The organism is Evtepia sp. (assembly GCF_034090835.1).
GTDB lineage: Bacteria > Bacillota > Clostridia > Oscillospirales > Oscillospiraceae > Evtepia.
Window position 1 is genome coordinate 15178 of sequence record NZ_JAXDRS010000013.1, and the last position, 24076, is coordinate 39253.

At 55.2% G+C, this 24076-nt stretch carries 21 protein-coding genes; 10 read left to right on the top strand and 11 right to left on the bottom strand.

Features of this window, described 5'->3' with window-relative positions:
* The first annotated feature begins 42 nt into the window (after nucleotides 1–42).
* On the top strand, nucleotides 43–1164 hold the full coding sequence (gene prfB / locus SOR61_RS02225; protein ID WP_320611064.1) for a peptide chain release factor 2: 1122 nt from the start codon (nucleotides 43–45) through the stop codon (nucleotides 1162–1164).
* A 169-nt stretch (nucleotides 1165–1333) separates the two neighbouring features.
* On the top strand, nucleotides 1334–2884 hold the full coding sequence (locus tag SOR61_RS02230) for a sodium:solute symporter family transporter (RefSeq protein WP_320611065.1): 1551 nt from the start codon (nucleotides 1334–1336) through the stop codon (nucleotides 2882–2884).
* Between the two features lie 82 nt (nucleotides 2885–2966).
* On the opposite strand, the gene ligA is transcribed toward SOR61_RS02230, so the two are convergent.
* The 9 genes from ligA to murC form a co-directional block, all read right to left on the bottom strand.
* Entirely contained in the window at nucleotides 2967–4985 is a 2019-nt protein-coding gene (gene ligA / locus SOR61_RS02235) for an NAD-dependent DNA ligase LigA (protein ID WP_320611066.1), read from the bottom strand.
* Nucleotides 4986–5021: 36 nt separating this feature from the next.
* Nucleotides 5022–6272 carry a methionine gamma-lyase family protein gene (locus tag SOR61_RS02240; RefSeq protein WP_320611067.1) on the bottom strand — a complete coding sequence of 417 codons (1251 nt, stop codon included), beginning with the start codon at nucleotides 6270–6272 and terminating at the stop codon, nucleotides 5022–5024.
* A gap of 18 nt (nucleotides 6273–6290) precedes the next feature.
* Nucleotides 6291–7283, bottom strand: a complete 993-nt coding sequence (locus tag SOR61_RS02245) for a M20/M25/M40 family metallo-hydrolase (RefSeq protein WP_320611068.1) — start codon at nucleotides 7281–7283, stop codon at nucleotides 6291–6293.
* A gap of 16 nt (nucleotides 7284–7299) precedes the next feature.
* On the bottom strand, nucleotides 7300–8328 hold the full coding sequence (locus SOR61_RS02250; RefSeq protein ID WP_320611069.1) for a M42 family metallopeptidase: 1029 nt from the start codon (nucleotides 8326–8328) through the stop codon (nucleotides 7300–7302).
* Nucleotides 8318–9358 carry a M42 family peptidase gene (locus SOR61_RS02255; RefSeq protein WP_320611070.1) on the bottom strand — a complete coding sequence of 347 codons (1041 nt, stop codon included), beginning with the start codon at nucleotides 9356–9358 and terminating at the stop codon, nucleotides 8318–8320. The genes SOR61_RS02250 and SOR61_RS02255 overlap by 11 nt, the downstream gene beginning before the upstream one ends.
* Nucleotides 9359–9370: 12 nt before the next feature.
* The gene (gene murD, locus SOR61_RS02260; protein WP_320611071.1) at nucleotides 9371–10759 is read right to left on the bottom strand and encodes a UDP-N-acetylmuramoyl-L-alanine--D-glutamate ligase; all 1389 of its coding nucleotides are present in this window, start codon (nucleotides 10757–10759) and stop codon (nucleotides 9371–9373) included.
* A 174-nt stretch (nucleotides 10760–10933) separates the two neighbouring features.
* Nucleotides 10934–12640 carry a M3 family oligoendopeptidase gene (locus SOR61_RS02265; protein ID WP_320611072.1) on the bottom strand — a complete coding sequence of 569 codons (1707 nt, stop codon included), beginning with the start codon at nucleotides 12638–12640 and terminating at the stop codon, nucleotides 10934–10936.
* A gap of 31 nt (nucleotides 12641–12671) precedes the next feature.
* A complete protein-coding gene (locus SOR61_RS02270; RefSeq protein WP_320611073.1) occupies nucleotides 12672–13658 on the bottom strand; it encodes a P1 family peptidase in 987 nt (328 codons plus the stop codon).
* Nucleotides 13659–13692: 34 nt separating this feature from the next.
* Complete coding sequence (gene murC, locus SOR61_RS02275; RefSeq protein ID WP_320611074.1) at nucleotides 13693–15069, bottom strand: UDP-N-acetylmuramate--L-alanine ligase; 1377 nt, start codon at nucleotides 15067–15069, stop codon at nucleotides 13693–13695.
* Between the two features lie 161 nt (nucleotides 15070–15230).
* Between murC and SOR61_RS02280 the strand changes: the two genes are divergently transcribed.
* The 5 genes from SOR61_RS02280 (at nucleotide 15231) to SOR61_RS02300 (ending at nucleotide 18636) form a co-directional block, all read left to right on the top strand.
* Nucleotides 15231–15731 (top strand): 4'-phosphopantetheinyl transferase superfamily protein, encoded by a 501-nt coding sequence (locus SOR61_RS02280; protein WP_320611075.1) that lies wholly within the window; start codon nucleotides 15231–15233, stop codon nucleotides 15729–15731.
* The gene (locus tag SOR61_RS02285; RefSeq protein WP_320611076.1) at nucleotides 15728–16342 is read left to right on the top strand and encodes a DNA-3-methyladenine glycosylase; all 615 of its coding nucleotides are present in this window, start codon (nucleotides 15728–15730) and stop codon (nucleotides 16340–16342) included. The genes SOR61_RS02280 and SOR61_RS02285 overlap by 4 nt, the downstream gene beginning before the upstream one ends.
* Nucleotides 16343–16690: 348 nt before the next feature.
* On the top strand, nucleotides 16691–17317 hold the full coding sequence (locus tag SOR61_RS02290) for a sugar O-acetyltransferase (RefSeq protein ID WP_320611077.1): 627 nt from the start codon (nucleotides 16691–16693) through the stop codon (nucleotides 17315–17317).
* Nucleotides 17318–17323: 6 nt separating this feature from the next.
* Nucleotides 17324–17803 (top strand): flavodoxin family protein, encoded by a 480-nt coding sequence (locus SOR61_RS02295; protein WP_320611125.1) that lies wholly within the window; start codon nucleotides 17324–17326, stop codon nucleotides 17801–17803.
* A 14-nt stretch (nucleotides 17804–17817) separates the two neighbouring features.
* Nucleotides 17818–18636 (top strand): alpha/beta hydrolase, encoded by an 819-nt coding sequence (locus tag SOR61_RS02300; RefSeq protein WP_320611078.1) that lies wholly within the window; start codon nucleotides 17818–17820, stop codon nucleotides 18634–18636.
* 130 nt (nucleotides 18637–18766) lie between these two features.
* On the opposite strand, the gene SOR61_RS02305 is transcribed toward SOR61_RS02300, so the two are convergent.
* Entirely contained in the window at nucleotides 18767–19495 is a 729-nt protein-coding gene (locus SOR61_RS02305) for a hypothetical protein (RefSeq protein WP_320611079.1), read from the bottom strand.
* A gap of 429 nt (nucleotides 19496–19924) precedes the next feature.
* Between SOR61_RS02305 and SOR61_RS02310 the strand changes: the two genes are divergently transcribed.
* A complete protein-coding gene (locus SOR61_RS02310) occupies nucleotides 19925–20920 on the top strand; it encodes a DUF3089 domain-containing protein (RefSeq protein ID WP_320611080.1) in 996 nt (331 codons plus the stop codon).
* A gap of 103 nt (nucleotides 20921–21023) precedes the next feature.
* Here SOR61_RS02310 and SOR61_RS02315 read toward each other — a convergent pair whose 3' ends face one another.
* Entirely contained in the window at nucleotides 21024–21356 is a 333-nt protein-coding gene (locus tag SOR61_RS02315; RefSeq protein WP_320611081.1) for a hypothetical protein, read from the bottom strand.
* A 347-nt stretch (nucleotides 21357–21703) separates the two neighbouring features.
* Between SOR61_RS02315 and SOR61_RS02320 the strand changes: the two genes are divergently transcribed.
* Nucleotides 21704–23071: a sodium-dependent transporter gene (locus SOR61_RS02320; protein WP_320611082.1), complete on the top strand. Its 1368-nt coding sequence runs from the start codon at nucleotides 21704–21706 to the stop codon at nucleotides 23069–23071.
* 210 nt (nucleotides 23072–23281) lie between these two features.
* Nucleotides 23282–24001 (top strand): DUF6198 family protein, encoded by a 720-nt coding sequence (locus SOR61_RS02325; RefSeq protein ID WP_320611083.1) that lies wholly within the window; start codon nucleotides 23282–23284, stop codon nucleotides 23999–24001.
* Nucleotides 24002–24076: the final 75 nt, after the last annotated feature.

Here is a 24076-nt window from a genome sequence, read left to right on the forward strand (position 1 = left end):
TAATAGCACAGTTAAATATTTCAGAATGCGAGTGATCGAAAGATGCTTCAATTTGACGAATACAAGGTCAAACTCAACAACCTGCTCCCCCAGTTGGACGAGCTGGAAAAAGCCCTGAACCTGGAAGGCGCCGCCCGGGAGGCGGACTTTCTGGAAGCCCAGAGTGCAGCGGATGGATTTTGGGACAACCCTGAAAACTCCCAGAAAGTACTGCAAAAACTGAAACAGCTGAAAAATAAGCTGGAGTCTCAGGCAAAACGTCGTTCTTCCTGGGAAGATATGATGGTCCTGTGCGAGATGGGCAACGAGGAAGAGGACGAATCCCTGCTCCCTGAGCTGGAACAGGAATACGCTGCCCTGGTGGAGAGCATGGAGTCTGCCAAACTCCAGACTCTGCTCACCGGAGAGTATGATGCCTCCAGCGCTATCCTTGCTTTCCACGCCGGCGCCGGCGGAACAGAGGCCCAGGACTGGGCGCAGATGCTCTATCGTATGTATACCCGCTGGGCAGAACGCCATGGCTTTACCTATAAAATTATGGACTATCAGGAGGGCGACGAGGCCGGCCTGAAGTCCGCTACCATTATGATCGAAGGTGAAAACGCCTACGGCTATCTGCGGGGTGAGCACGGCGTGCACCGCCTGGTTCGTGTCTCCCCCTTTGACGCCAACGCCCGCCGTCAGACCTCCTTTGCTTCTGTGGAAGTTATGCCTGACCTGCCTGAGGACGTGGAAGTGGAGATCCGCCCGGAGGACATCGAAATGCAGGTCTACCGCGCCAGCGGCGCCGGCGGTCAGCACGTGAACAAGACCTCCTCTGCCGTTCGTCTCATCCACATCCCCACCGGCGTGGTGGTCTCCTGCCAGACGGAACGCAGCCAGTTCCAGAACAAGGACAACTGTATGAAGATGCTCCGGGCCAAGCTGGTGGAGCTTCAGATGCAGGAAAAGGCAGAGAAGATCTCTGACCTCAAGGGCGTGCAGCTGAAGATCGAGTGGGGCAGCCAGATCCGCTCCTATGTCTTTATGCCCTACACCCTGGTGAAGGATACCCGCACCGCTTATGAGACCAGCAACGTCAACGGCGTGATGGACGGCGATTTGGACGGCTTCATTAACGCTTACCTCACCGCAGACGCAACGGGAAACTGGGCCAGCAAATAACCGGTTTTTCCCAATTTTGATTCATATTGTAAAACATCCCCATGTCTGTTCCAACAGGCATGGGGATGTTTTTGTTACCTTCGCCAAAAAGCGAACATAGCTCATGCACTTCTTGACTTTTTAGCTTTTTGGTGTTAAAGTTGGAAAGCAATGAATTGGAGGGATTGTGATGAAACTTGCGCTTTTGCTGATCTACTTCGCCATCATGGTGGGGATCGGCCTCTATTGCCGGAAACACACCACCGACGTGGCAGGCTTTGTGTTGGGCGGCCGTTCTGTGGGACCGTGGCTGACCGCCTTCGCTTACGGCACGTCCTACTTTTCTGCCGTGGTCTTTGTGGGCTATGCCGGACAGTTTGGCTGGAAATACGGCATTGCTGCCACCTGGGCTGGCATCGGCAACGCGCTGGTGGGTTCCCTTCTGGCCTGGGTAGTCCTGGGCCGTCGGACCCGAATCATGACCCAGCATTTTAACTCAGCGACCATGCCTCAGTTTTTCGGGGAACGCTTTCAGAGCAAAGGGTTGAAAATCGGCGCATCGGTGATCGTTTTCCTGTTTTTGATCCCCTATACCGCTTCCCTGTTTAACGGCCTGTCCCGTCTCTTTGGTATGGCCTTTCATATGGACTACGCCATCTGTATCATTCTGATGGGGGTACTCACAGGAATCTACGTCATCGCCGGAGGCTACATGGCCACGGCCATCAACGATTTCGTTCAGGGATGCGTGATGCTGGTGGGGATCTGTGTGGTGATTGCTGCCGTCCTCAACACCCAGGGCGGGTTTACAGAGGCCCTTCACAGCCTGGGTGCGGTCTCTGACCCCACCACCCCCAACGGCGAGGTACCTGGGATTTTCGCTTCCTTCTTCGGGCCTGACCCGGTGAACCTCCTTGGCGTGGTCCTCCTGACCAGTTTGGGGACATGGGGCCTGCCTCAGATGGTACAAAAGTTCTACGCCATCAAATCGGAGGACTCCATCCAGAAAGGCACCATCATTTCTACCCTTTTCGCCTTTGTGGTCGCCGGAGGATGTTACTTTCTGGGTGGATTTGGCCGACTGTTCTCTGACCGGGTGGACATTGCCGCAGATGGCTACGACTCCATCATCCCGGCTATGATGGAAGGTCTGCCGGATCTTCTCATTGCCATCGTGGTCATTCTGGTCCTGTCCGCTTCTATGTCTACCCTGTCCTCTCTGGTCATCGCCTCTTCGTCCACCATGACCATCGACCTGTTAAAAGACAACGTGATCAAGGATCTCAACGACCGGGAGACCATTTTTATCATTCGCTGCTTTATCGTGGTCTTCGTACTCATTTCCATGATCATTGCCATCGTGCAGTATAAGTTCTCCATCGGCTTTATCGCCCAGCTGATGGGCGTTTCCTGGGGCGCGTTGGCAGGTGCCTTCCTTGCCCCCTTCCTCTACGGCCTCTATTGGAAAAAGGTGACCAAAGCAGCTTGCTGGACCTCTTTCCTTTTCGGCTCTGGTATTATGGTTCTGAACCTTTTGCAGAATGCCTTCTTCCCGGAGCTCTTCCCCGTTCTGCTGCGCTCTCCCATTAACTGCGGCGCCTTCGCCATGCTGGCAGGTTTGGTGATCGTTCCTGTGGTGAGCCTCTTTACCCAAACGCCGGATCAGGCGATGGTAGACCAGGCCTTTGCCTGCTACGAAAAGAAGTCCCCTGTGTCCCAGAAAAACGCGCTTAGCGACTAATAGGATTGTTTTGGCATAGCAACACCCCCTGTGTCGGTTTGGTTTCCCGGCACAGGGGGTGTTGTCGTTGTTGTCGTATAAATCAGGTGATTTCTTCCGCCTGAGTGAGCATCTTCTGAAGTTCCTCCAGGGAAAGGACAGGAATCCCAAGGGACTCGGCCTTGGTCAGCTTGCTCCCGGCGGCCTCCCCTTCCAGTAGATAGCTGGTCTTTTTGGAGACGCTGCCGGTCACCTTTCCGCCCTGAGCCTGGATGAGCTGGGCAGCCTCTTCCCGGCTCATACCGGGGAGGGTTCCGGTGATAACAAAGGTTTTTCCGGAGAATGGTAACTCTTCGGAGGGTGCCTTGCGGACCTCCTGCGCCATGGTCACTCCGGCAGCAGTCAGCTTGTCCAGCACAGCCCGGTTGTGGGGGGCGCGGAAATAGGTGTAAACACAGTGGGCGGAGATGGGACCAATGTCATCGATGGCGGTAAGCTCCTCTTCTGTGGCGGCTTGCAGGGCGTCAAAGGAGCCCAAATGGTTCATGAGTGCCTCTGCGGCCGATTTCCCCACGTTGGAAATGCCAAGGCCGGTCAGCAGCCGGGCGGGGGGATTCTGCTTTGCCTTTTCAATGTTGGCCAGCAGTTTATCGGTGTTCTTTTCCTTGCCGATGATCCCGGCCTCAATGAGTTCCTCCCGCTTCTCATACAGTGTGAAGATATCTGCCACATCCGACAGGTATCCCTTTTGGATGAGTTCGTGAACGTAAACTGCACCGAATCCCTTGATGTCCATGGCGCTGCGAGAGACAAAGTGGCCAATGAGACGTTCCAGCTGAGCAGGACAATTCAAGTTTACGCATTTAATATCTGCGGTATCATCTCGCACCGCCGGCTCCCCGCAGACAGGACACACCATGGGGATCTGAAACACCTGTGCACCCTCCGGGCGCTTTTCCCGGACCTCCCCCACGCACTTGGGGATGACGTCCCCGGACTTCTCAATGAGCAGTGTAGAGCCCAGGCAGATGCCGAGATTATTGATGAAATCCTGGTTGTGAAGGGTGCAGCGGGAGACCGTCGTGCCGCACAAACGCACCGGTTCAAAGACAGCCGTGGGGGTGATTTTCCCCGTCCGCCCCACCGACAGTTCGATTTGGAGGAGTTTGGTTTCTTTTCGCTCTGGAGGGTATTTATAGGCCACCTGATACCCGGCGTTTTTTGCCGTATCCTTCAGGTTTTTCCGGGCGGAGAGTTCATTGACTTTCACCACAGCACCGTCAATGTCATAGGGTAGCGCAGCGCGCATCTCTCCAATGGCTTCAATGGCCTCCCAGATCTCCTGGTTGGTCTTGCAGACAAAATAATGGGCGATGACCGTAATACCGCAGTCTTTCAAAAAGGAATAGGCTTCCTCATGGGTTTGCAGTTCTTTCCCCTGAATGTCCTGGATATTGAACACAAAAAAGGAGAGCTTGCGTTCTTTGGTGATGGAAGCATCCAGCTGGCGGAGGGTACCTGCCGCGCAGTTTCTGGGGTTGGCAAAGGTCTTTTTCCCCAGCAGCTCCTGCCGTTCATTTACGGCCTCAAAGGCTTCGTTGGTCATGTAGACCTCACCCCGCACCTCCAGATAAGGAAGGGGCTGGGTCAGGGTCACGGCTACGTCGTCGATGACCTTGGCGTTCTCTGTTACGTCCTCACCGAAGGTGCGGCCGTCCCCCCGGGTGATGGCGGTGACCAGCTTTCCCCCCTCATAGCGGAGGGCCATGGACAACCCATCAATTTTGGTTTCTACCAAAAAGGTGGTCTCCTCCCCTAATTTTTCCCGGCAGTCTTCTGCAAAATGCTCCACATCCTCTCGGGAAAAGAGATCCTGCATGGAAAGCATAGGGACCCGATGGGCTACCAGAACCCCGGCGGACCGCTTGGCGGTCCCCCCCACCTTTTGGGTGGGAGAGTCCGGGGTAATGAGGTCAGGGTTCTCCTTCTCAAGGGCCTTCAGCTCTTGCATGAGGCGGTCATATTCCGCGTCAGAAAGGCTGGGATTGTCTTCGTTATAGTAGAGGTTACTGTGATAGTTCAAAAGCTCTCTCAGTTCTTCTGCTCGCTTGGCTTGGTCCATGATGGGGTCCTTCCTTCCGTGTGGGTATTCAAAGGCTTAGGGGCGCAGCAGCTCCTGGGCTGCCAGAAGGATCCCCAGTTTGCCGGATTCATAGGTCAGTCCTCCCTGCATGTACACCGTATAGGGAGGACGCATGGGGGCGTCTGCAGACAGCTCAATGGAGGCACCCTGAATAAAGGCACCGGCTGCCATGATGACCGGGCAGTCGTAGCCAGGCATGTCCCAGGGCACCGGGGTCACATAGGAGTCCACCGGTGCGCCGGACTGGATCCCTTTGCAGAACCGCTCTACCGCCTCCGGCTTTTCCAAATGAATCATCTGAATAATATCGTGGCGAACGTCCGTAGAGAGGGGGTCAGTGCGGTAACCAAGCAGCTCCATCATCTTGGCGGCAAAGACTGCGGTCTTGGTTGCCTGCGCCACTGTGTGGGGGGCCAGGAACAACCCCTGATATAATGCCCGGTTGTTGCCCAGAGATGCGCCGCATTCCCGGCCAATACCAGGTACGGTCATGCGCATGGCAGTGCTTTCCACCAGATCTCGCCGGCCGGCTACATACCCGCCCATGGGGGCCAGACCGCCGCCGGGGTTCTTGATGAGGGAGCCCATAATGAGGTCGGCTCCCACCTGGCTGGGTTCCATGGTCTCTACGAATTCACCGTAGCAGTTATCTACCAGAATATTGACCTTGGGGTTGGCGCTGCGGATCACCCGGCACAGCTCCCCAATGGTCTCCACCGAGAGGGAAGCCCGGGTGGCATATCCCCGGGAACGCTGAATGAGTACAGCCTTGACCCCTTCCTCCTGCACCGCCTGAACGATGCCAGGAAGGTCGGGCTTGTCGTCGGGCGTCAGGTCCACCTGACGATACCGAATCCCGAATTCTCGGAGGGAGCCGTTGCCATCGCCAGTGATCCCGATGACCCCTTGCAGGGTGTCATAAGGGGCACCCACGGCGGAAACCAGGGTGTCCCCGGGACGAAGGACTCCGTAAAGAGCAGAGGCGATGGCGTGGGTCCCATTGACAAAGTTGATGCGTACCATGGCATCCTCAGTGCCGAAGATGTCCGCATAGATCTCCCCCAGTTTTTCCCGGCCCAGATCATCGTATCCGTAACCGGTGGTCCCCTGGAAGAAGGCTTCCGCTACCTTGTGCTTCTGGAAGGCGAAGAGTACCTTTTCGGTGTTCTGTTCCGCAATGGCGTCGATGCGTGCAAACTGCTCGGCAAGGGCAGCCTGTGCCTGGGCGCCAAGGGCGCGGACGCGCTCACTAATCTGTAAAGGCATTTCACATTACATCCTTTGTTATTTAAAGTTTTTTTCGGAAAACGCAGTGATCAAACGGGAAACCGCACGAACGTCGTCGGTCTCAACTGTTTCCACGGGAGAGTGGATATACCGGCAGGGGATGGAGATACCACCGGTGATAACACCGGCCCGGGTTACATGAATGGAACCGGCATCAGTTCCTCCGCTTATCAGCACATCCTTCTGAAAAGGGATTTTACTTGACATAGCAAGAGACTCAAGGGTTTCTACCATTTCCGGATGAGAAATTACGGCGCTGTCCATCACTTTGATGGCGGCACCGCCGCCCAAAAGTGCGGTCCCTCTCCCCTTGTCTTCGGTTTCCCGAGCAGCGGTGACATCCACGGCGATACCATAGTCCGGGTCGATGGTATAGGCCGCCGCTTTGCTCCCCCGCAGCCCCAACTCCTCCTGGGTGGTAAAGACAAAGTACAGGTCGCTGGTGTGGCTGCGGATCAGGCTGAGGGCCTCCAGCATGGCTGCGCAGGAAATGCGGTTATCCAGGTAAGGAGAGACCAGGCGAGAGTCCATGGAGAAGGCGGGCATCCGGGACACTGCTGTGTCTCCCACCTGCACCAGGCGCTGGGCATGGGCGCGGTCCTTGGCCCCAATATCCAGGTAGAGATCCTGTAAGGTCATCTCTTTGACGGAGCGCCCATGGCGAAGGGAGACCACACCGCACACACCATTCTTAAAACGGAAGGGGGTGTGAAGGATGTTCTCCGGCCGAACCCCACCCAGCTTTCCAAAGGAGAGGTAACCGTCCTCATCGATATGGGTGACAATGAGACCAATGGAATCCATGTGGGCGGCGAACATGACTTTGGGGCCATCGCCCTTTTTATGTACGATCAGGTTTCCCAGGGTGTCGATATAGCATTCGTCGGCGTAAGGTTCTGCCAGGCGCTTGAGGGTCGAGGCGATCTGCCGTTCCTCCCCGGCGGGACCGTGGCAGGCGTTAAGCATCTGGATCACAGAAAGATAATCCATGTTGTATGATTCCTCCTTATTCCATGGTGGCAGCGGCAGAAAGGAACAGTCTGGCCAGAGAAAGGATCTGGCGGCAATCCTCCAGGGATACGACGCTGGAGGGGGTATGGAGGTACCGAACGGCAGCGGAGATGGCCGCCACCTGTACGCCCCCCTTACTTCTCTGAATCGCGCCGGCATCAGTTCCGCCAGAAATCAGTTCCTTGGTCTGCCAGGGGATACCATGTTCCTCTGCCAGAGAACGAAGCAAAAGGAACAGGGTTCGGTCATAGACGGTAGCCCCATCCATGTAAGGGATGACTGGGCCCTTCCCCACAGAGCAGACCCGCTGGTCCTCCGGCGAGTCCGGCAGGTCAGCGGCCGTGGTGCCTTCCAGCACCAGAGCCAGGTCGGGTGTGACGGAAAAAGCAGCCCCAAAGGCTCCTCTGGTCCCCACTTCTTCCTGTACGGTAAAGACAAAGGTGCAGTCCATGGGTAAGGGCTCCTTTATGAGCTCAATCATGACGGCGCAGCCGATGCGGTCGTCAATGGCTTTTGCCTTCAGCAGCCCGTTGCCGAACTCGATCACGTCGCCGTCAAATACGATAGGGTCCCCGGGAGAAACCAGGGCGGCGGCCTCTTCCTTATTCTTTGCACCAATATCAATGGAAAAGTCTTTCAGCTTGGGGACGTTCTTTTCCTCGTCGGCGCTGGTAAGATGGTAGGCTTTCAGACCGATCACCCCAGGCACCCCCTGCTTCCCTACCAGGACTTGTTTTCCGATCAGAACCCGGCGGTCAATGCCCCCTACGGTACGGAATTTTATGTATCCTTCCTCCGTAATGGAGTGGACCATCAGGCCAACCTCGTCCATATGGGCGGCCAACATCAGGGTTTTCTTTCCGGGAACGGCCCCTTTCTTGGTGACAATTAAGTTCCCCATGGTATCCACCCGGAGGGTATCTGCATAGGGAGCCACCTGCTCTTTGATGTAGTCTCGGACGTTGTCTTCCCAGCTGGAGATGCCCGGCAGGGCGCACAGCGTTTTCAGCGTATCAATCAGCAAGGAACTCCCCTCCTTCCTGGGCAAGATCCGTGACAAATGCAGCCAGCAGCTTGGCTGTTTGCTCCAAATCATTCTGATCCAGCGTCTCTACTGGACTATGCATATAGCGCAGGGGCAGGGAGACCACTGCTGTGGCAATTCCCTCCCTGGCGGTCTGAACCCGCCAGGCGTTGGTTCCGCTGTGTCCGGTCATCACCTCCGGCGACCAGGGGATCTGCTGGGCTTCGGCTTTTTGAATGAGCCGTTCCTGCATCCATCGGGTGATGTTAGGACCGATCCCGATGACCGTCCCCTCTCCCAGAGGGAAGGTATCCTCTTTGGGGCCGTCCGGGGTTCTGCCATGGGTGACGTCCACCGCTACAAAGCAGTGAGGAGCCAGCGCGAAGGCCCCCACCAGAGCGCCCCCACCGTTGACCTCCTCCCGGCTGCTGCCCATGACATACAGGTCGACATCCAAGGGGACCTCCCGCAGCAGCTCCAGGGTCCGGAGCAGGGTCACAAAGCCAGCACGGTCGTCCATGGCCTTCCCGGTGACTCGTTGGTTTAATAGAGAGCGGAAGGGCCCTCTGGGTACCACAAAGGTGCCCGTCAGCTGGCGGGCTTCTTCTTGCGTCAGTCCGGCGTCAATATAGAGGTCCTCCACAGGGATACTCTTATTGGCGGCCCCGGGCTTCTGCACATGGGGAGGCAAAACGGCGATGAGCCCAAACCGGGGCGGCTGGGTCAGGATGGTGACCTCCCGGTTGGGGAGCATCCGGGGGTCTACCCCTCCCACCAGCCGGAAGGAGAGAAAGCCCTCTTTGGCTCCGGTGGTCACCATGCCCACTTCATCCAGGTGGGCGTCCAGCACCACCCTCTTTGCATTGGGTTTTCCGCATCGACGCAAGCCGATCACATTTCCGAACCGGTCAACCGTCACCTCATCGGTGAGGGGACGCAGCAATTCTGCGGCCAGCTGCACCGCAGCGCCCTCCCGGCCAGAGGGTGCTGCGCAGGCAGACAGGGCCGACAAATATTCTTTCTGTTCCATAGAACCTCCTCCTCAGAGCGAACGGACAATTTCTTTGAACCGTTCTCCCCGCTGGGCAAAGTTCTTGAAGTGGTCGAAGGAAGCGCAGGCAGGAGACAGGATGACCACATCCCCCTCTTCTGCGGCGTCTCTGGCGGCCAACACCGCCTCCTGGAAGTCGTCCTTCCGCAGGATCACCGGATGTCCTTCCCGATAGTCCGGTCCAGCCATGACGGCCTGCTGGATCTTCTCTGCCGTGGCTCCGGTGAGAACCAGGGTTTTGACATGCCCCGGGACTTCCTGCCCCAGCAGGTCAAAGGGAATTTTTTTGTCATAGCCGCCAGCAATCAGAATGACCTTCTGGTGGAAGGACCGCAGGCCAGCCACCGTACGGGTGGGGCTGGAGGCGATGGAATCGTTATAATACCGTACCCCATTCAGCGTGCGTACCAGCTCGATTCGGTGTTCTACGCCAGGGAAGGTCTCTGCCGTGTGGAGGATCACCTCATCCGTGACCAGGCCCTGCACAGCAGCGATGGCAGCCAGATAGTTTTCTACGTTGTGCTGACCGGGAATCAGAATACGGTTGGTCTCAAAGAGTCTGCGGTGCTCCCCATGGTTTGCCACCACGATAGTACCGTCTTCCACATAGACCCCCTGCTCCACCGGTTGACGACGGCTGAACATCATCACCCGGCCCGGTGCTCGGGCGCTCATTTCCAAGGTCAGGTCATTGTCCTGGTTAAAGATAGCCAGCCCCTCTTTGGCCTGATGGCAGAAGATGTTTTCTTTGGCCTGGGCGTACTCCTCCATGGACTTGTGAATGTCCAAATGGTTGGGAGAGAGGTTGGTAAAGACTGCGATATCCGGGCTCTGGGAAAGAGTCATAAGCTGGAAGGAGGAGAGTTCCAAAACGGCTACGTCGGTTTCCTTCATGTCTCCAGCTTCCGACAGCAGGGGCTTCCCGATGTTGCCGCCCAGGTGCACAGTATATCCGGCGTTTTTCAGCATTTCCGAAATCAGTGTGGTTGTGGTGGTCTTTCCGTCGCTGCCGGTGACTGCAATGATCTTGCAGGGGCAGACCTGGAAAAAGACCTCCATCTCAGAGGTAAGAACACTCCCCTTCTCCATGGCAACCAGGAAGGGCGGGATATCCGGCCGAATGCCCGGAGAACGGAAAATGATGTCCTGGTCCAGGCCGTCCAGGTAGGTGTCACCCAGGTGGAGCTCTGCGCCCAGTTCCTCCAGTTCCTGAGCCAGAGGACCGAATTTCTCCCGGGGGGTCTTGTCACAGGCGGTCACGGAGATGCCTGCACCCAGCAAAGTTTTGATCAGGGGGGTATTCGATACCCCGATGCCGATCACGGCAACCCGTTTCCCTTGGATCGAATCCAGATATTGCTGTAATAAAGTAGTAGCCATTATCCTTCCTCCTATCTGAAATCCACAGACCGGCGCAGAACCGTCCGACTGTGGAACCATCCTTTGATGTACTTCTGCCTCTTTTCCCAGAGACAGACACTATATTATACGTCGAAACCCCATGGATTGCAAGAAAACCGCCCCTGTGCTTTGTGGGCACAGGGGCGGGAACGCTTACGCTTCCAGAGAAGCTTCCAGTTGACGCAGCAAAGCCTCGCTGGCTTTGGCCACCTCTTCCAAGGCACCCTGGGCAAAGGGAGATCGGAGACCAGCCTCCTCCAGCAGCTCGGTAAACACCTTCTCGCCCCCCTGGGAGAGGAAGCGGACATACCGGGCAAAGGCATCCTTGTAATCCTTTTTGGATTCCATCAGGAACTGAAGGGCTGCGGTCTGTGCCAGGCAGTAGTCAATATAATAGAACGGTGTTTCGTAGATGTGCATCTGATACTGCCAACGGGTCCCCTCTTCCAGATAAGGAATTCCCTCGAAGGTGATGTGAGGACGGAACTCGGCCTCCAGCTTTCGCCAGGCAGCCTTTCTCTCCTCGGGCGTCCAGTCGGGATTCTCATAGACCTGGCGCTGGAAATCATCCACAATGGTTCCGTAGGGCAGGAAGGACAGTGCGTCCACCAGATGCATGAACTGATACCGCTTGGCATCCTCGCCGAAGAAATGCTCCATATAGGGCCAGGCAAAGAACTCCATGCTCATGGAGTGGGTCTCTGCCGTTTCCATGCCGCCTACGTTCAGCTCCACAACAAACTTGTTGTGGGAGGTGGTATAGTCGGCAAAGGCGTGGCCTGCCTCATGGGTCACCACATCCACGTCACCGGAGGTCCCGTTGAAGTTTGCCAGAATGAAGGGCTGGTGGTAAGCCATAAAGCTGGTGCAATAGCCGCCGCCCCACTTGTTCTTCCGGGACTCCACGTCAAAGGCCTCGGTTTCCAGCATGAAGTCAAAGAACTCTCCGGTCTCTTTGCTCATGTCATGATACATGGCCTTGGCCGCAGCGAAAATTTCCTCTTTTCCTCCCTTGGGAACAGGGTCTCCCTGGGGGAAGATGATGTCATAGTCGTAGAGCATAAGGGGCTCGGCACCCAGCCGCTTTCCCAGCTCGGTTCTCAGGCGGGAGACAACCGGTACGATGTCCCGGCGAACGTTCTCCCGGAATTGTTTGACCTCGTCCGGACCATAGCACAACCGACCCATCCGGTAGTATCCTAGTTCCACAAAGTTCCGGTACCCCATCTTCTTGGCCATCCGGTCGCGGATATGGACCAGCCGGTCAAAGATATCATCCAGCTCCTTGCTGTGGGCCTGGAGGGTCTCGCCCAGCACCTGGTAGGCTTCCTTTCGGGTGGCCCGGTCCGGCGACTTGGCGTACTTCATCAGCATGGGGCGGGGGAGCTTCTCTCCCCGGAAGGGGAATTCCATCCCAGCCATGAGCTTGGAGTATTCACTGACTGCTTTGTTTTCTTCGATCATGTCCTGGATGATCTCCGGGGACATGGCCTTCAGCTCCACCTCAAAGGACCGGAACACCAGGGGAATGATGTCTCCTCTCTCCTCCAGTTCCTTTCGGTAGGGAGAGTCCAGCATCGCTTTGGTGTACTCCAGCAGATAATTCTGCGCCTGGGGACCGACCTCATCGTAGTAATCCTTTTCCGCCAGATAGAAAGCATCGGCGGTGTTGATGCTGTACCGCATGTAAGACAGGGCCTGGGCGGTTTCCAGCCGGATCGCCAACTGGTTGCAGCGATTTCTGGCAGCCATCACGTCATCTGCGGACGCAGCCGCTTTCACTTGCGCGATGACTTCTTGCATTTCCTGCGCAAATTCCTCAATGGAAAGGCGTTCGTATTTCAGTTCGGATACTTTCATGATCCCATCCTTTCTGACAGGGTTCGTGCCCTCATTTCCCGCCGAAGGGGAGGTCTCTGAGGGCGATTCTTCCGTGGAGACTCTGGGCCTTCCTTACCGAGCGGATGATGGCTTCCTCCACTGCCTTGGCAGCCAGGATGCCCACTGCGTCGGGATCGAAGGAAACCGTTCCCCGGCACATGGCGAACATGCAGTCTCCGTCAAAGGTCGCGTTGGCGGGGCGAACCGCCCGGGCAATGCCGTTCTGGGCGACAGCAGCCAGTTTGGCCGCCTGGCTTTTGGTCATGGCAGCGTTGGTGACAACGCAGCCGATGACGGTGTTTTCTCCAACATATTTTCCGCTGAAAATATCTCTCTGACGCTGTCCGTTGGAAACCAGCCAGGCTTCGGTATCAGCAAAGCCGGTGTCATCATCGTTTCGGGCTCCGGCGATGATTCGGCTGTTTTCCAGCACATCACCCATGGCATTACAGGCCACAATGGCGCCTACCATAAGTTCACCCTGACGGAAGGCGCAGGCGCCAATGCCGCCTTTCATGGCATACTCTGCCCCACGGATCTTCCCGATGGTGCAGCCGGTTCCGGCGCCAGCGTTTCCTTCCCGGAAAGGCTGGCCTTTCAGGGCGTCTTCGCAGGCGGCATAGCCCATCGCGCCATCGGGGCGGATCTCCATAGAGCCGCATTTCAGGTCAAAGAGAACAGCAGCGCAGACGTTAGGGACCACAGTGACGTTGACATCCCGGCCAATGCGCTCTTCTTCCAGCTTTTTCATGACACCGCCAGCAGCGTCCAGGCCGAAAGCACTGCCCCCGGTCAGGACCACACTGTGGACCACCTCACGATTGCAGACCGGGTCCAGGGCGTCCGTGTCCCGTGTGCCTGGGGAGCCGCCGCGGACATCAACGCCGGTAACGGCTCCCTCGGGACAGAGGATGACGGTACAGCCGGTTCCGGCTGCCAGATCCTCTGCCTGCCCGAAAAGGAACCCGGGAATTTCATGTATCTCTATCTTTTCCATTTTTCATTTCTCCAAACAGGACGGTGAAAATTTCTTAGTCCTCTCCCCGCTTGACCAGGGCCTCTCCCACAGTGTAGATATTGCCTGCACCCACGGTCAGGATCAGATCGCCAGGCTGCGCCAGATTATACAGCCAGTTGGTCAGCTCTGCAAAGCTGGGCGCCACCTTGGCGCCGGGGATGTTCTTTGCCAGGTCTTCCGAGGAGACCCCCACGTCATTCTTTTCCCGGGCGGCAAAAATTTCCGCCAGGAAAGTAATATCCGCCTGACAAAGGACCTGAGAAAACTCGTTCAGCAGGGCTTTCGTCCGGGTATAGGTATGGGGCTGGAAGGCACAGATGACCCGCTGATAGTCTAAAGTAGAGGCCATATCCAGCAGGGCCTTCAGCTCGCCAGGATGATGCGCATAGTCGTCGTAGACACTGGCGCCCTTCACCGTTCCCTTGAACTCAAAGCGGCGGCCTGCGCCCCGGAAGTCGTTCAGTCCACGGGCCACTGCCTCTCCCGGGATCCCAAGGATCAGACCGGCAGCAGCGGCAGCAATGGCGTTCTTGACGTTGTGAAGCCCGGGAACCTGAAGGGTGATATGAGCAGCAACTTCCCCGTTGCGTACCAGGTCAAAGGTAGGCAGTCCCCGCTTCCAGACCAGGTTCTCTGCATGAAAGTCCCCCTTCTCCAGGCCGAAGGTCAGGACATCTCCCTTTCCTTTCAGCGCCTGCATGGTGTTTTCGTCCTCGCCGTTGGCCAGAACCGTTCCTCCGGGGGGAACCAGATCCGCAAAGGCACGGAAGGAGTGTTCCACGTCTTCCAGATCCTTGAAAAAGTCCAGATGATCCGCCTCGATATTCAGGATCACTGCCACCGTGGGATAGAAGGAGAGGAAGGAGTTACAGTATTCACAGGACTCCAGAATGATGGTCTTGCCTTTTCCCACCCGATGGCCTGTGCCCAGCAGGGGCAGTGTTCCGCCGATCATCACGGTGGGGTCGATGCGGGCTGCCATGGCAATATGGGTGCACATGGACGTGGTCGTAGTCTTGCCGTGGGTCCCGGAGATGCAAAGGGCGTTCTCATACCGCCGCATAATGGAGCCCCAGGCCTGGGCCCGCTCAAAGACGGGGATCCCGTTGGCTCTGGCCGCCGCGATCTCCGGGTTGCTGTCGTGTACCGCAGCGGTACGAATGAGCAGGTCTTTTCCCTCCACGCTCTCAGGCAGATGGCCGATGACAACAGGGATCCCGATGGAGCGCAGATGCTCTACGGTTTCGCTTTCCTTCATATCGGAGCCGGTAATCACGAGTCCTTCCCCTTGAAGAACTTCTGCCAGCGGGGCCATGGACACGCCGCCAATTCCCACCAGATGCGCCCGTTTCCCGGGCATAATATATTCATGGATTCGATCAATTGCCATTGGGTTTACACACCTTTTCCGTTTCGCTATAATATGACAAAATGACATCTGCCAGCACCCTGATAAGGTGCACGTCAGCAATTGCTTATTATACCCCTTTTCCCGGCAAATTGGCAAGACTTTCCCACTTCTTTTCCCTATTGACAGAAAGGAATCCCCTTATGAAAGTATACGGTGCGAAAAACATGCCTGCGATGCTTTTGTTATCTCAGGTTTTGCTCCGGGAATATGGTCTGCGTTCCCTGCCGGAAGTCCGGACGACTCCCCTGGGCAAACCCTATTTCCCCACCTTCCCCGGCCTGCATTTTAACCTTAGTCACAGCGGCTCCTGGGTGCTCTGCGCAGTTTCCCAGTCCCCTGTCGGCGTCGATATTGAAGAAGTCCGGCTCAGAGGCCCTTCCCTCCCCCGGTATGCCCTGTCGGAAAAAGAGTATGCCCGGTTCTGCGAAATGGGAGGAGACTGGCCCGCCTTTTATTCCCTCTGGACACGAAAAGAAGCGTGGTGCAAATACACCGGGCAGGGCCTGAGGCGGCAGTGGAAAGAGGACCCGCCGGAAGAGGGGCTCTATTACGGAGCGTATGGAGACCAGCTTTGGCGGGCTGCGGTCTGCGGAGAGGAACCCGCCCCCAAAGATATCATTTGGTGGGAGGGCTCGATATGAAACTCTCGCAAGACTTTTATTTACGGGATACCAGAGATGTGGCACGGGACCTGTTGGGAAAGTATCTGGTTCAGATGCAGGGAGACACCCCGCTGGTGGTCAGAATCTGTGAGACTGAAGCGTACATCGGCCCCATTGATAAGGCCTGTCATGCCTACAACTACCGGCGAACCCCCCGCACGGAGACCCTCTTTGCCCCGCCGGGTACGGCGTATGTCTACCTGATTTACGGTATGCATCACTGCCTGAATTTCGTGACAGAGCCGGAGGGGACCCCCTGCGCTGTACTCATCCGAGGCGCCAAGGCCCGGGCGGGACTGGAGGAACTGGCCCTCAACCGATACGGGAAACCCCTTTCTGCCCTGACCCGGCCCCAAAAGAGGCAGTTTCTTAACGGGCCTGGAAAACTGTGCAAGGCCTTAGCCATAACCCGGGAAGATAATGGGCGCTCTCTGTTGGGTGAAACCTTGTTTGTCTGCGACCGCCTGGAGGATGTCGGCCTTGTCACTCCGCCGGAGGATGCGCAGTCCTTTGTCGTACGGCAAACCCCTCGCATCGGGATCGACTACGCAGAAGAAGCCGTATACTTCCCCTGGCGCTATCTTTTTTAGCACAAAAAGCAGGGTTTCTCCTCTGCCTCCTTGGTCTCGGCAGACGGTATCGTTGTTGGCGCCCTGCCAAAAAACAGAATCCTTTGCTCTTACATCATGAAGTGCCGCTGGAGGACAGCGAAAACGACACCTGGCGTATGATGACGCCAGGTGTCGTTTCGTATACAGTCCAAAAACCAGCGCTTTGTTTCCAAAGCCACAAAAAACCACGGCAAGCCCAGAGCAGGAGACGGCGCAGAGACAAGATATAACCAAAAAGCATATCACAGCATACTATATAGGTATTTGTCGTACTCATTTTCCGGTGATACAATGGACGCAGAAATCCCAGTGAACAGGAGCGCACCCATGGAATCAAAGGAATTTTTGACACATTTGAGTTCCGGAAAAACAGTGCACGGAGGCAGCGCTGTGCACCGGTTTATGCACGGCGTCAGCCAGGACGCCCTGCGCATCACCGCCGAGATCAACGGCCGCTACCATGAGCCGGACGCACTGCGTACCCTCTTCTCTCAGCTCATTGGTAAGCCGGTGGACGATGGCTTCACTCTCTTCCCCCCCTTTCACACCGACTGCGGAAAGAACATCCATATTGGCAAGGATGTCTTTATCAATATGGGTTGCAAGTTTCAAGATCAAGGGGGTATTTTTATCGGGGATGGTGTGCTGATCGGCCACAATGTCGTGCTGGCCACCCTGAACCATGCAAAATCCCCCAAAGACCGCCGTACCATGCTCCCAGCCCCGATCCATATTGGAAATCATGTCTGGATCGGTTCCAGCGCTGTCATTCTGCCCGGCGTAACGATTGGAGACGGTGCCATTGTAGCAGCTGGGGCGGTAGTGACCAGAGATGTCCCGGACAATACCATCGTAGGCGGCGTACCTGCCAGTGTCCTACGTCCATTAAGCGGGGAGGAAATGAGTAAAAAAGTTTTGGTCATCTCCACTAGTCCCCGGAAGGGCGGTAACTAGGAGACTCTGGCAGACGAATTTATCCGAGGCGTCCAGGAGGCAGGGAACCTGGTAGAGAAAGTGACTCTGTATGACAAAACCATCGGATTCTGTAAAGGCTGTCTTGCCTGCCAAAACACCCAGCGCTGTACCATCCATGACGACGCAGATACCATTGCGCAAAAGATGCTCACCGCCGATGTGATTGCCTTTGCTGCCCCGATTTACTACTACGGAATGTGCGGACAGATGAAAACCATGCTGGATCGAGCCAACCCCTTCTTCCCTGCTGACTACCAATTCCGGGATATTTATTTGCTGGCCGCAGCAGCCGAAGAGAATGAACACACAGTAGACGGCGCAGTCACTGGCCTGCAGGGCTGGATCGACTGCTTTGAAAAAGCCCGTCTGACTGGGACGGTATTCGCCGGCGGCGTAACGTCAGTCGGTGCGATCAAAGGTCACCCCGCCCTGGAAAAAGCCTGGGAGCTGGGTAAGCACGTGTAAGGAGGCGCAAGAATATGAACGCCAAATATCAAGGATATTCCTTCCCTATGGGGGATACTGTTAAGCGTGAGAAGGTACGCTTCCATAACCGTTACGGCATTGAACTCTCTGGTGACCTATACCTGCCCAAGACGGCTTCGGAACAGCTGGCCGCTGTGGCGGTTGCTGGCCCCTTCGGCGCAGTCAAGGAACAATGTGCCGGGCTCTACGCGGAAGAGCTGGCCAGCAGAGGCTTTGCCGCCCTGGCGTTTGATCCTTTTTTTATGGGAGAAAGCGGCGGAGCCGTGCGCAATGTTGCCTCCCCGGATATCAATACAGAAGACTTTTCCGACGCAGTAGATTTTCTCTCCACCCGTGATTTTATCGATCCGGAGCGAGTCGGCATCCTGGGCATCTGCGGCTGGGGCGGCATGGCGCTCAACGCAGCTGCTATGGACACCCGCATCAAAGCCACGGTTACGTCCACGATGTATGACATGACGCGCGTAAACGCCAAGGGATATTTTGACGCCGACGATACGGAATCCGCCCGGTATGAAATGAAAAAGGCGCTCAATGCACAGCGGACGAAAGACTACAAAAACGGAACCTATGCCCGGGCAGGCGGTGTAGTCGATCCCCTTCCAAAAGATTCGCCCGTCTTTGTGAAGGACTACTATGACTACTATAAGACCGAGCGGGGCTATACCCAGCGCTCCCTCAACTCCAACGACGGATGGAATGTGACATCATCCCTCTCCTTCCTCCTGATGACGAGGGTATTTGCATCTCCCCTCTCACCCCATCATCAATCCCCCTATCCTTGTGTCGATAAAGAAAGCCGCACAGGATAGGGGGGATTTACGATCCATGGTCCTTTGAAGAAACACCAAATATTGAGATGCCAAGAATTGGAAAATTACTGAATAGTAAAACCCGTGGATCATTTTAGTTTTTCTAAAATGATCCACGGGTTAACACATTTTATTTCATATTGATCTGCTGCGCAGCTGCTAAGGCTTCAGCGAACGTGCTATATTCTTTTTCGGTAATATGAGAAATCTTATCGACGTCTTTCGCGGTTAAAGCGGTTTCCACATCATCTGTCTTGGCTTCTTTCACAGTACCCATAAACAGCATGTCGGAAGAAATGATATCGAGCAATTTCCAAGAATTCTCTTCCAAAGTCATCTTCGCTTTGATCCGTTCTACATTCAAGGGGGACCGAATCTTAAAAGTATTAGATTCTTCCTCAATCCATGTGCTGTATCCAGATACCTGTGCCTCTACAATAACATCGGAACCATTTTCATCCGGGGTGATTTCGATGATTTCGCAGTCCAGGATACCACAGTTTACTGTATAGCCGACGGTATTTTGTAAAGCGCCTCCCAATAGTTCTTCATGCATTCCTTTGTACATTTCTCTGCATGGATTGTCTACTGCATAGAATAAATCCACATCTTGATTAAAAGCCTGGATATTATCTTGATACTCTACGCTATCAACTGCCGGAGCCAAGCCATTCTGAGATTCAAACCGTCCTGCATCAAGCTGTACCTGTACGGCACCCATAAGAGAGTTTTTCATTTCCTGATCCGATACATTCGATAAAAACTGGTTTCTTGCTAAAGCAGAGGGATATAAGGCGAAAGCAATCGCAAGCACACAACATAAACTACCACATACGGTCAATATACTTTTGCGTTTCATTGTTTTACCTCCTATCTATCCAAATATGTTTTCTTTTAATGCATTATTATCTATTCCGGTTGCTTCTTTCATCATTTTAATGGCAGCAAATGATGTTTACTCCTAAGTTTTTATCCTCAGATCTCATAGGAGTTTTAGTATTTTACCATATTTTCTTTCAAATAGCAAGCTTATATCATTGATATATGGAGAACATAGCTCCTTCCATGGCTGCAAAGACTTTACAAGATCCCATCGGATCCAGGCCTTCTCTTTTCCTGGGTGAGGTACTGCGCGCAGCGTGGACAGCGTCCCTCTCCAGACCGCCGCAGAAACCCAGGAGGAAAATAAAGCCCTTTCCGTCCGGGCATTTCTCTGGTATACTGTGGCTATCTATGTGGCAGAACCCCAAAAGTCCATGCCATCCAAAAGAGAAGGAGAAAAGAACCCATGCAAAAGAAAACCATTTCCCTGCTTCTGGCGCTGGTCCTGGCGTTGAGCCTGACGGCCTGCGGGACCGCCACCAAAGAAGAGACGCCCTCCTTGTACGCCCAAGCAGAAAACTGGGCCTATCTGGAGACCGAGAAGACAGCGGCAGCCGATGTCTTTTTCCTCTGCCCCACCGTCTACGGGGGTGAAAAGGACCGCTTCAATATGGCTCTGGACGACACGGCTACCAAGGAAAGCTTCCTGGGTGCTACCAACATGGAGAAGGGCCTCTACGACGAGGACGCCCGCTTCTTTGCCCCCTACTACCGCCAGGTCGGTTTGAACGTCTACGAACTGCCCACCGACCAGTGGGAGGCCTATCTGAACCTGGCCTACGAGGACGTAAAGGAAGCCTTCACCTATTACATGGAGCACTACAACCAAGGCCGCCCCATTATCCTGGCCGGATTCTCTCAGGGGGCAGACATGTGCATCCGCCTGATGAAAGACTGCTTTGCCAAGAAAGAGACCCAGGATCTGCTGGTGGCCTGCTATGCCATCGGCTGGAGCGTCACAGAGCAGGAGCTGGAACAGTATCCCCACCTGCGCTTTGCCCAAGCCGCAGACGACACCGGGGTGATCGTCTCCTTTAACAGTGAAGCAGAGAGCGTCACCGACTCCCTGATGATCCCCGAAGGGACCCGCACCCTGGCCATCAACCCCCTCAACTGGAAGACCGACGGAACTCCTGCCGGAAAAGAGGAAAATCTGGGCGCTTGCTTCACTGACTACGACGGTAATATCATCACTGAAATCCCCCAACTTACCGGCGCCTACATCGACCCGGTACGGGGCGCTTTGAAAGTCCCCGATGTAACCCCCGAGGCCTATCCCCCTGTGCTCCCCATCTTCACCGACGGGGTGTATCACCTGTATGACTATCAGTTCTTCTATCGAAATCTGCAGGAAAATGTGGGCGTCCGGCTGGATTCCTATCTGGCCCAGAACGCCGCCTGATTTTCTATCATAACCAAAGAACATCCTCCGATGCCGCCATGCTTCACAGACAGGTTCTGCATCGGAGGATATTCTTTTTTCTATCGCTTACACAGCATTTCCTTTACTTTTGCTTTTTCGGTAGTTTCCCCATTGACTCCAACCGGGCGGTCATGGCCCCACGGCTCCTGCCATGCTCTTTCGCCATGGCAGCGATGGTCATGCCCCCATGAAACTCATCCAACAGCTTGTCTTCCTCGATCTGTGTCCAGGGTTTTCCTGCGTTGGGGGCAGACGATTCCTTCGGAACAGATTGAAGCGCCCCCAGCGCTTTGTGCAGCGCCCGAATGATTTCGGGTCGGTTGCAAATATGATCTTGAGGGAACACCTCCCCAGTAAAGGGATCGACTCCGTCCGCCAAGGCAGACAACAACCATTTCGCCCTGTCTGTCTTCATGCAGCAGTCCTCCTTCCTATCATATGATCGCATTTTTCTGTAGATTTCATTTTCTTCACTTTATATTTAGTATAACTATGTTTCAATGAATACACAAGATTCTTTTTCCTATTTCACCCGCTGAAGATGACGAGTTCTTCTTCTGTTCTGCTTCATTTTGCTCGCGTTTGCGGCGGAACAGGATACACTTTACAGTGGAGTTCCCTTTTTTCGTGTTTTTTCTCTTTTTCTATACAAACTGTTGCAATATACTAAGAATTATAGTACAATAAGCCAGCTTCGATTCTCAGCGTTAAAGCAGCAAATGAGAAAAGGGGCACATTCGAGAGTATAAGAGAGGAATCGCTATGGAGAGAGAACGCTTAGGCAGCCGGTTGGGCTTTATTTTGCTCAGTGCCGGCTGCGCCATCGGCATCGGCAACGTCTGGAAATTCCCCTATATGGTGGGACAGAACGGCGGCGGCGCATTTGTGCTGCTCTATCTGTTCTTCCTGCTCATTATGGGCATCCCCGTGATGACCATTGAGTTTTCCCTGGGCCGTGCCAGTCAGAAGAGCCCTGTACGGCTCTACCAGGCCTTAGCACCCAAAGGTACCTACTGGAAGATCCACGGTTATGTGTCCATGGCCGGTAACTACATCTTAATGATGTTCTACACCGCTGTGGCCGGTTGGATGATCCAGTACTTTTTCGCCACCGCCTCCGGCCGCTTCGAGGGTCTGAACGTAGAGCAGGTGGGCAAGGTCTATGAAGAGATCTGCGCCAACCCCGTGGGCATGGTGGGCTTCACCTCCTTCGTTGTGGTGCTGGGCTTCTTCATCTGCTCCTTCAGCCTGCAGAAAGGTCTGGAAAAGGTGAGTAAGTTTATGATGCTGGCCCTCTTGGCCATCATGGTCATCCTGGCCATCAACAGCTTCACCATGGAAGGCGCCAAGGAAGGCCTCACCTTCTACCTGAAGCCTGACCTGAACAAGATGCAGGAAGTGGGCATCGGAAACGTCATCGTGGGCGCTATGACCCAGGCCTTCTTTACCCTGAGCCTTGGTATGGGCAGCATGGCCATCTTCGGCAGCTACATCAACAAAGAGCGCTCCCTGCTGGGCGAGTCCGTGAATGTGGCCGTTCTGGACACCTTCGTGGCTCTTGTCTCCGGCCTGATCATCTTCCCCGCCTGCTTCACCTATAATGTAGAAGCCGGCGCAGGCCCCAGTCTTATTTTCGTTACCCTTCCCAACGTATTCAATCACATGCCCATGGGCACCCTCTGGGGCTCCCTTTTCTTCGTCTTTATGACCTTCGCCGCCCTCACCACCGTGCTGGCAGTCTTTGAGACCATTCTGGCCTGCTGCATGGACCTCTTCGGCTGGAGCCGCAAGAAGGCTTGCTTCATCAACTGCCTGATCATGCTGGTGCTGGCTCTGCCCTGCGCCCTGGGCTTCAATCTACTGTCTGGTATCAATCCTATGGGCGGCACGTCTACCTTCATGGATCTGGAAGACTTCCTGGTCAGCAACATTATCCTGCCGGTGGGCTCCCTGGTCTTCCTGCTCTTCGTGGTCACCAAGAAGGGCTGGGGCTGGAAAAACTTCACCGATGAAGCCAACGCCGGCAAGGGCTTGAAGGTCAAGGACTGGATGAAAGGTTATATGACTTACATCCTCCCCTTCCTCTTCCTGGCCATCTTCCTCATCGGCCTCATCACTTATTTCAAATGATCTCACGCGATCTGCCTTCGGAGCATAGGTTCCGAAGGCAGATTTTCTTTCCGTTGGGCGTATTGACGAAGACTCTACAACGGGGCTACAATAGGAAAATCTCCACGGGCGGCGCACGGTTCTGTTGCTCTCCCGCTCCTATACTTCCTCATTCGGAAAGAAGATGGTTGCTTGCACTCCTCTACTACTGTACAAAAAACAGTTCGGGTGATGTTCTATCTCATCGGACTGCTGATCCTGGCCCTTGGCATTATCATGAATACCAAAGCCGGTCTCGGTGTCTCTCCCATTATCTCCGTCTCTTACAGTATCTCCACCATCGGACAGTTCAACTTCGGCAACACCACCCTGGCCCTCTACTCTTTCTACCTGCTGGCAGAGATCATCCTGCACCTCTTCCACGCCCGCCGGTGCCGTAAACGAGGGAAACCGCCTGAACGATCTCTGTCCACCCTTCTCCTTCTGGATATACTCCAGTTTCCCCTCAGTCTGGTCTTCACCCGCTTCCTCAACTGGTTCGGGCAGTGGATCCCCGACCTGACCCTTTCATGTCAGGGGAGCTTCTGGGGAACCATGACCGGCCGAATCCTCTTCCTGTTGGTCGCCATCATTCTCACTGGCGTGGGCTCTGCCCTCTCCTTGAATATGCGCCTTATCCCCAACCCTGGTGACGGGATCGTTCAGGCCATCGCCGACACATCGGGAAAGCGCCTGGGATTCTGCAAAAACCTTTTTGATCTGGGCAACGTGACCGTTACCCTGCTGGTCAGCCTGGCGGCCTCCGGGCACATCATCGGGATCGGACTGGGCACCATCCTGTCCGTTCTCGGTGTGGGCCGGGTCATTGCAGTCTTCCATCATTTTTTCTTCCGTCCGCTGGCCTCTCTCACCGGTCTTCTCCCTCCATCTCAGGCATCCCAAACCCCTTGATCTGGTATCCATCACCAACCCCTCTGCTGTCCCTCCCTTCCCTTACGTGTCCATTCCCACGCCGGTTCATACAGA

What these genes read in the sequence shown, in the direction of transcription:
- prfB (WP_320611064.1), top strand. Translation starts at nt 43, where the DNA reads ATGCTTCAATTTGACGAATACAAGGTCAAACTCAACAACCTGCTCCCC.
- SOR61_RS02230 (WP_320611065.1), top strand. Translation starts at nt 1,334, where the DNA reads ATGAAACTTGCGCTTTTGCTGATCTACTTCGCCATCATGGTGGGGATC.
- ligA (WP_320611066.1), bottom strand. Translation starts at nt 4,985, where the DNA reads ATGGACCAAGCCAAGCGAGCAGAAGAACTGAGAGAGCTTTTGAACTAT.
- SOR61_RS02240 (WP_320611067.1), bottom strand. Translation starts at nt 6,272, where the DNA reads ATGCCTTTACAGATTAGTGAGCGCGTCCGCGCCCTTGGCGCCCAGGCA.
- SOR61_RS02245 (WP_320611068.1), bottom strand. Translation starts at nt 7,283, where the DNA reads ATGGATTATCTTTCTGTGATCCAGATGCTTAACGCCTGCCACGGTCCC.
- SOR61_RS02255 (WP_320611070.1), bottom strand. Translation starts at nt 9,358, where the DNA reads ATGGAACAGAAAGAATATTTGTCGGCCCTGTCTGCCTGCGCAGCACCC.
- murD (WP_320611071.1), bottom strand. Translation starts at nt 10,759, where the DNA reads ATGGCTACTACTTTATTACAGCAATATCTGGATTCGATCCAAGGGAAA.
- SOR61_RS02265 (WP_320611072.1), bottom strand. Translation starts at nt 12,640, where the DNA reads ATGAAAGTATCCGAACTGAAATACGAACGCCTTTCCATTGAGGAATTT.
- SOR61_RS02270 (WP_320611073.1), bottom strand. Translation starts at nt 13,658, where the DNA reads ATGGAAAAGATAGAGATACATGAAATTCCCGGGTTCCTTTTCGGGCAG.
- murC (WP_320611074.1), bottom strand. Translation starts at nt 15,069, where the DNA reads ATGGCAATTGATCGAATCCATGAATATATTATGCCCGGGAAACGGGCG.
- SOR61_RS02280 (WP_320611075.1), top strand. Translation starts at nt 15,231, where the DNA reads ATGAAAGTATACGGTGCGAAAAACATGCCTGCGATGCTTTTGTTATCT.
- SOR61_RS02285 (WP_320611076.1), top strand. Translation starts at nt 15,728, where the DNA reads ATGAAACTCTCGCAAGACTTTTATTTACGGGATACCAGAGATGTGGCA.
- SOR61_RS02290 (WP_320611077.1), top strand. Translation starts at nt 16,691, where the DNA reads ATGGAATCAAAGGAATTTTTGACACATTTGAGTTCCGGAAAAACAGTG.
- SOR61_RS02300 (WP_320611078.1), top strand. Translation starts at nt 17,818, where the DNA reads ATGAACGCCAAATATCAAGGATATTCCTTCCCTATGGGGGATACTGTT.
- SOR61_RS02305 (WP_320611079.1), bottom strand. Translation starts at nt 19,495, where the DNA reads ATGAAACGCAAAAGTATATTGACCGTATGTGGTAGTTTATGTTGTGTG.
- SOR61_RS02310 (WP_320611080.1), top strand. Translation starts at nt 19,925, where the DNA reads ATGCAAAAGAAAACCATTTCCCTGCTTCTGGCGCTGGTCCTGGCGTTG.
- SOR61_RS02315 (WP_320611081.1), bottom strand. Translation starts at nt 21,356, where the DNA reads ATGAAGACAGACAGGGCGAAATGGTTGTTGTCTGCCTTGGCGGACGGA.
- SOR61_RS02320 (WP_320611082.1), top strand. Translation starts at nt 21,704, where the DNA reads ATGGAGAGAGAACGCTTAGGCAGCCGGTTGGGCTTTATTTTGCTCAGT.
- SOR61_RS02325 (WP_320611083.1), top strand. Translation starts at nt 23,282, where the DNA reads ATGTTCTATCTCATCGGACTGCTGATCCTGGCCCTTGGCATTATCATG.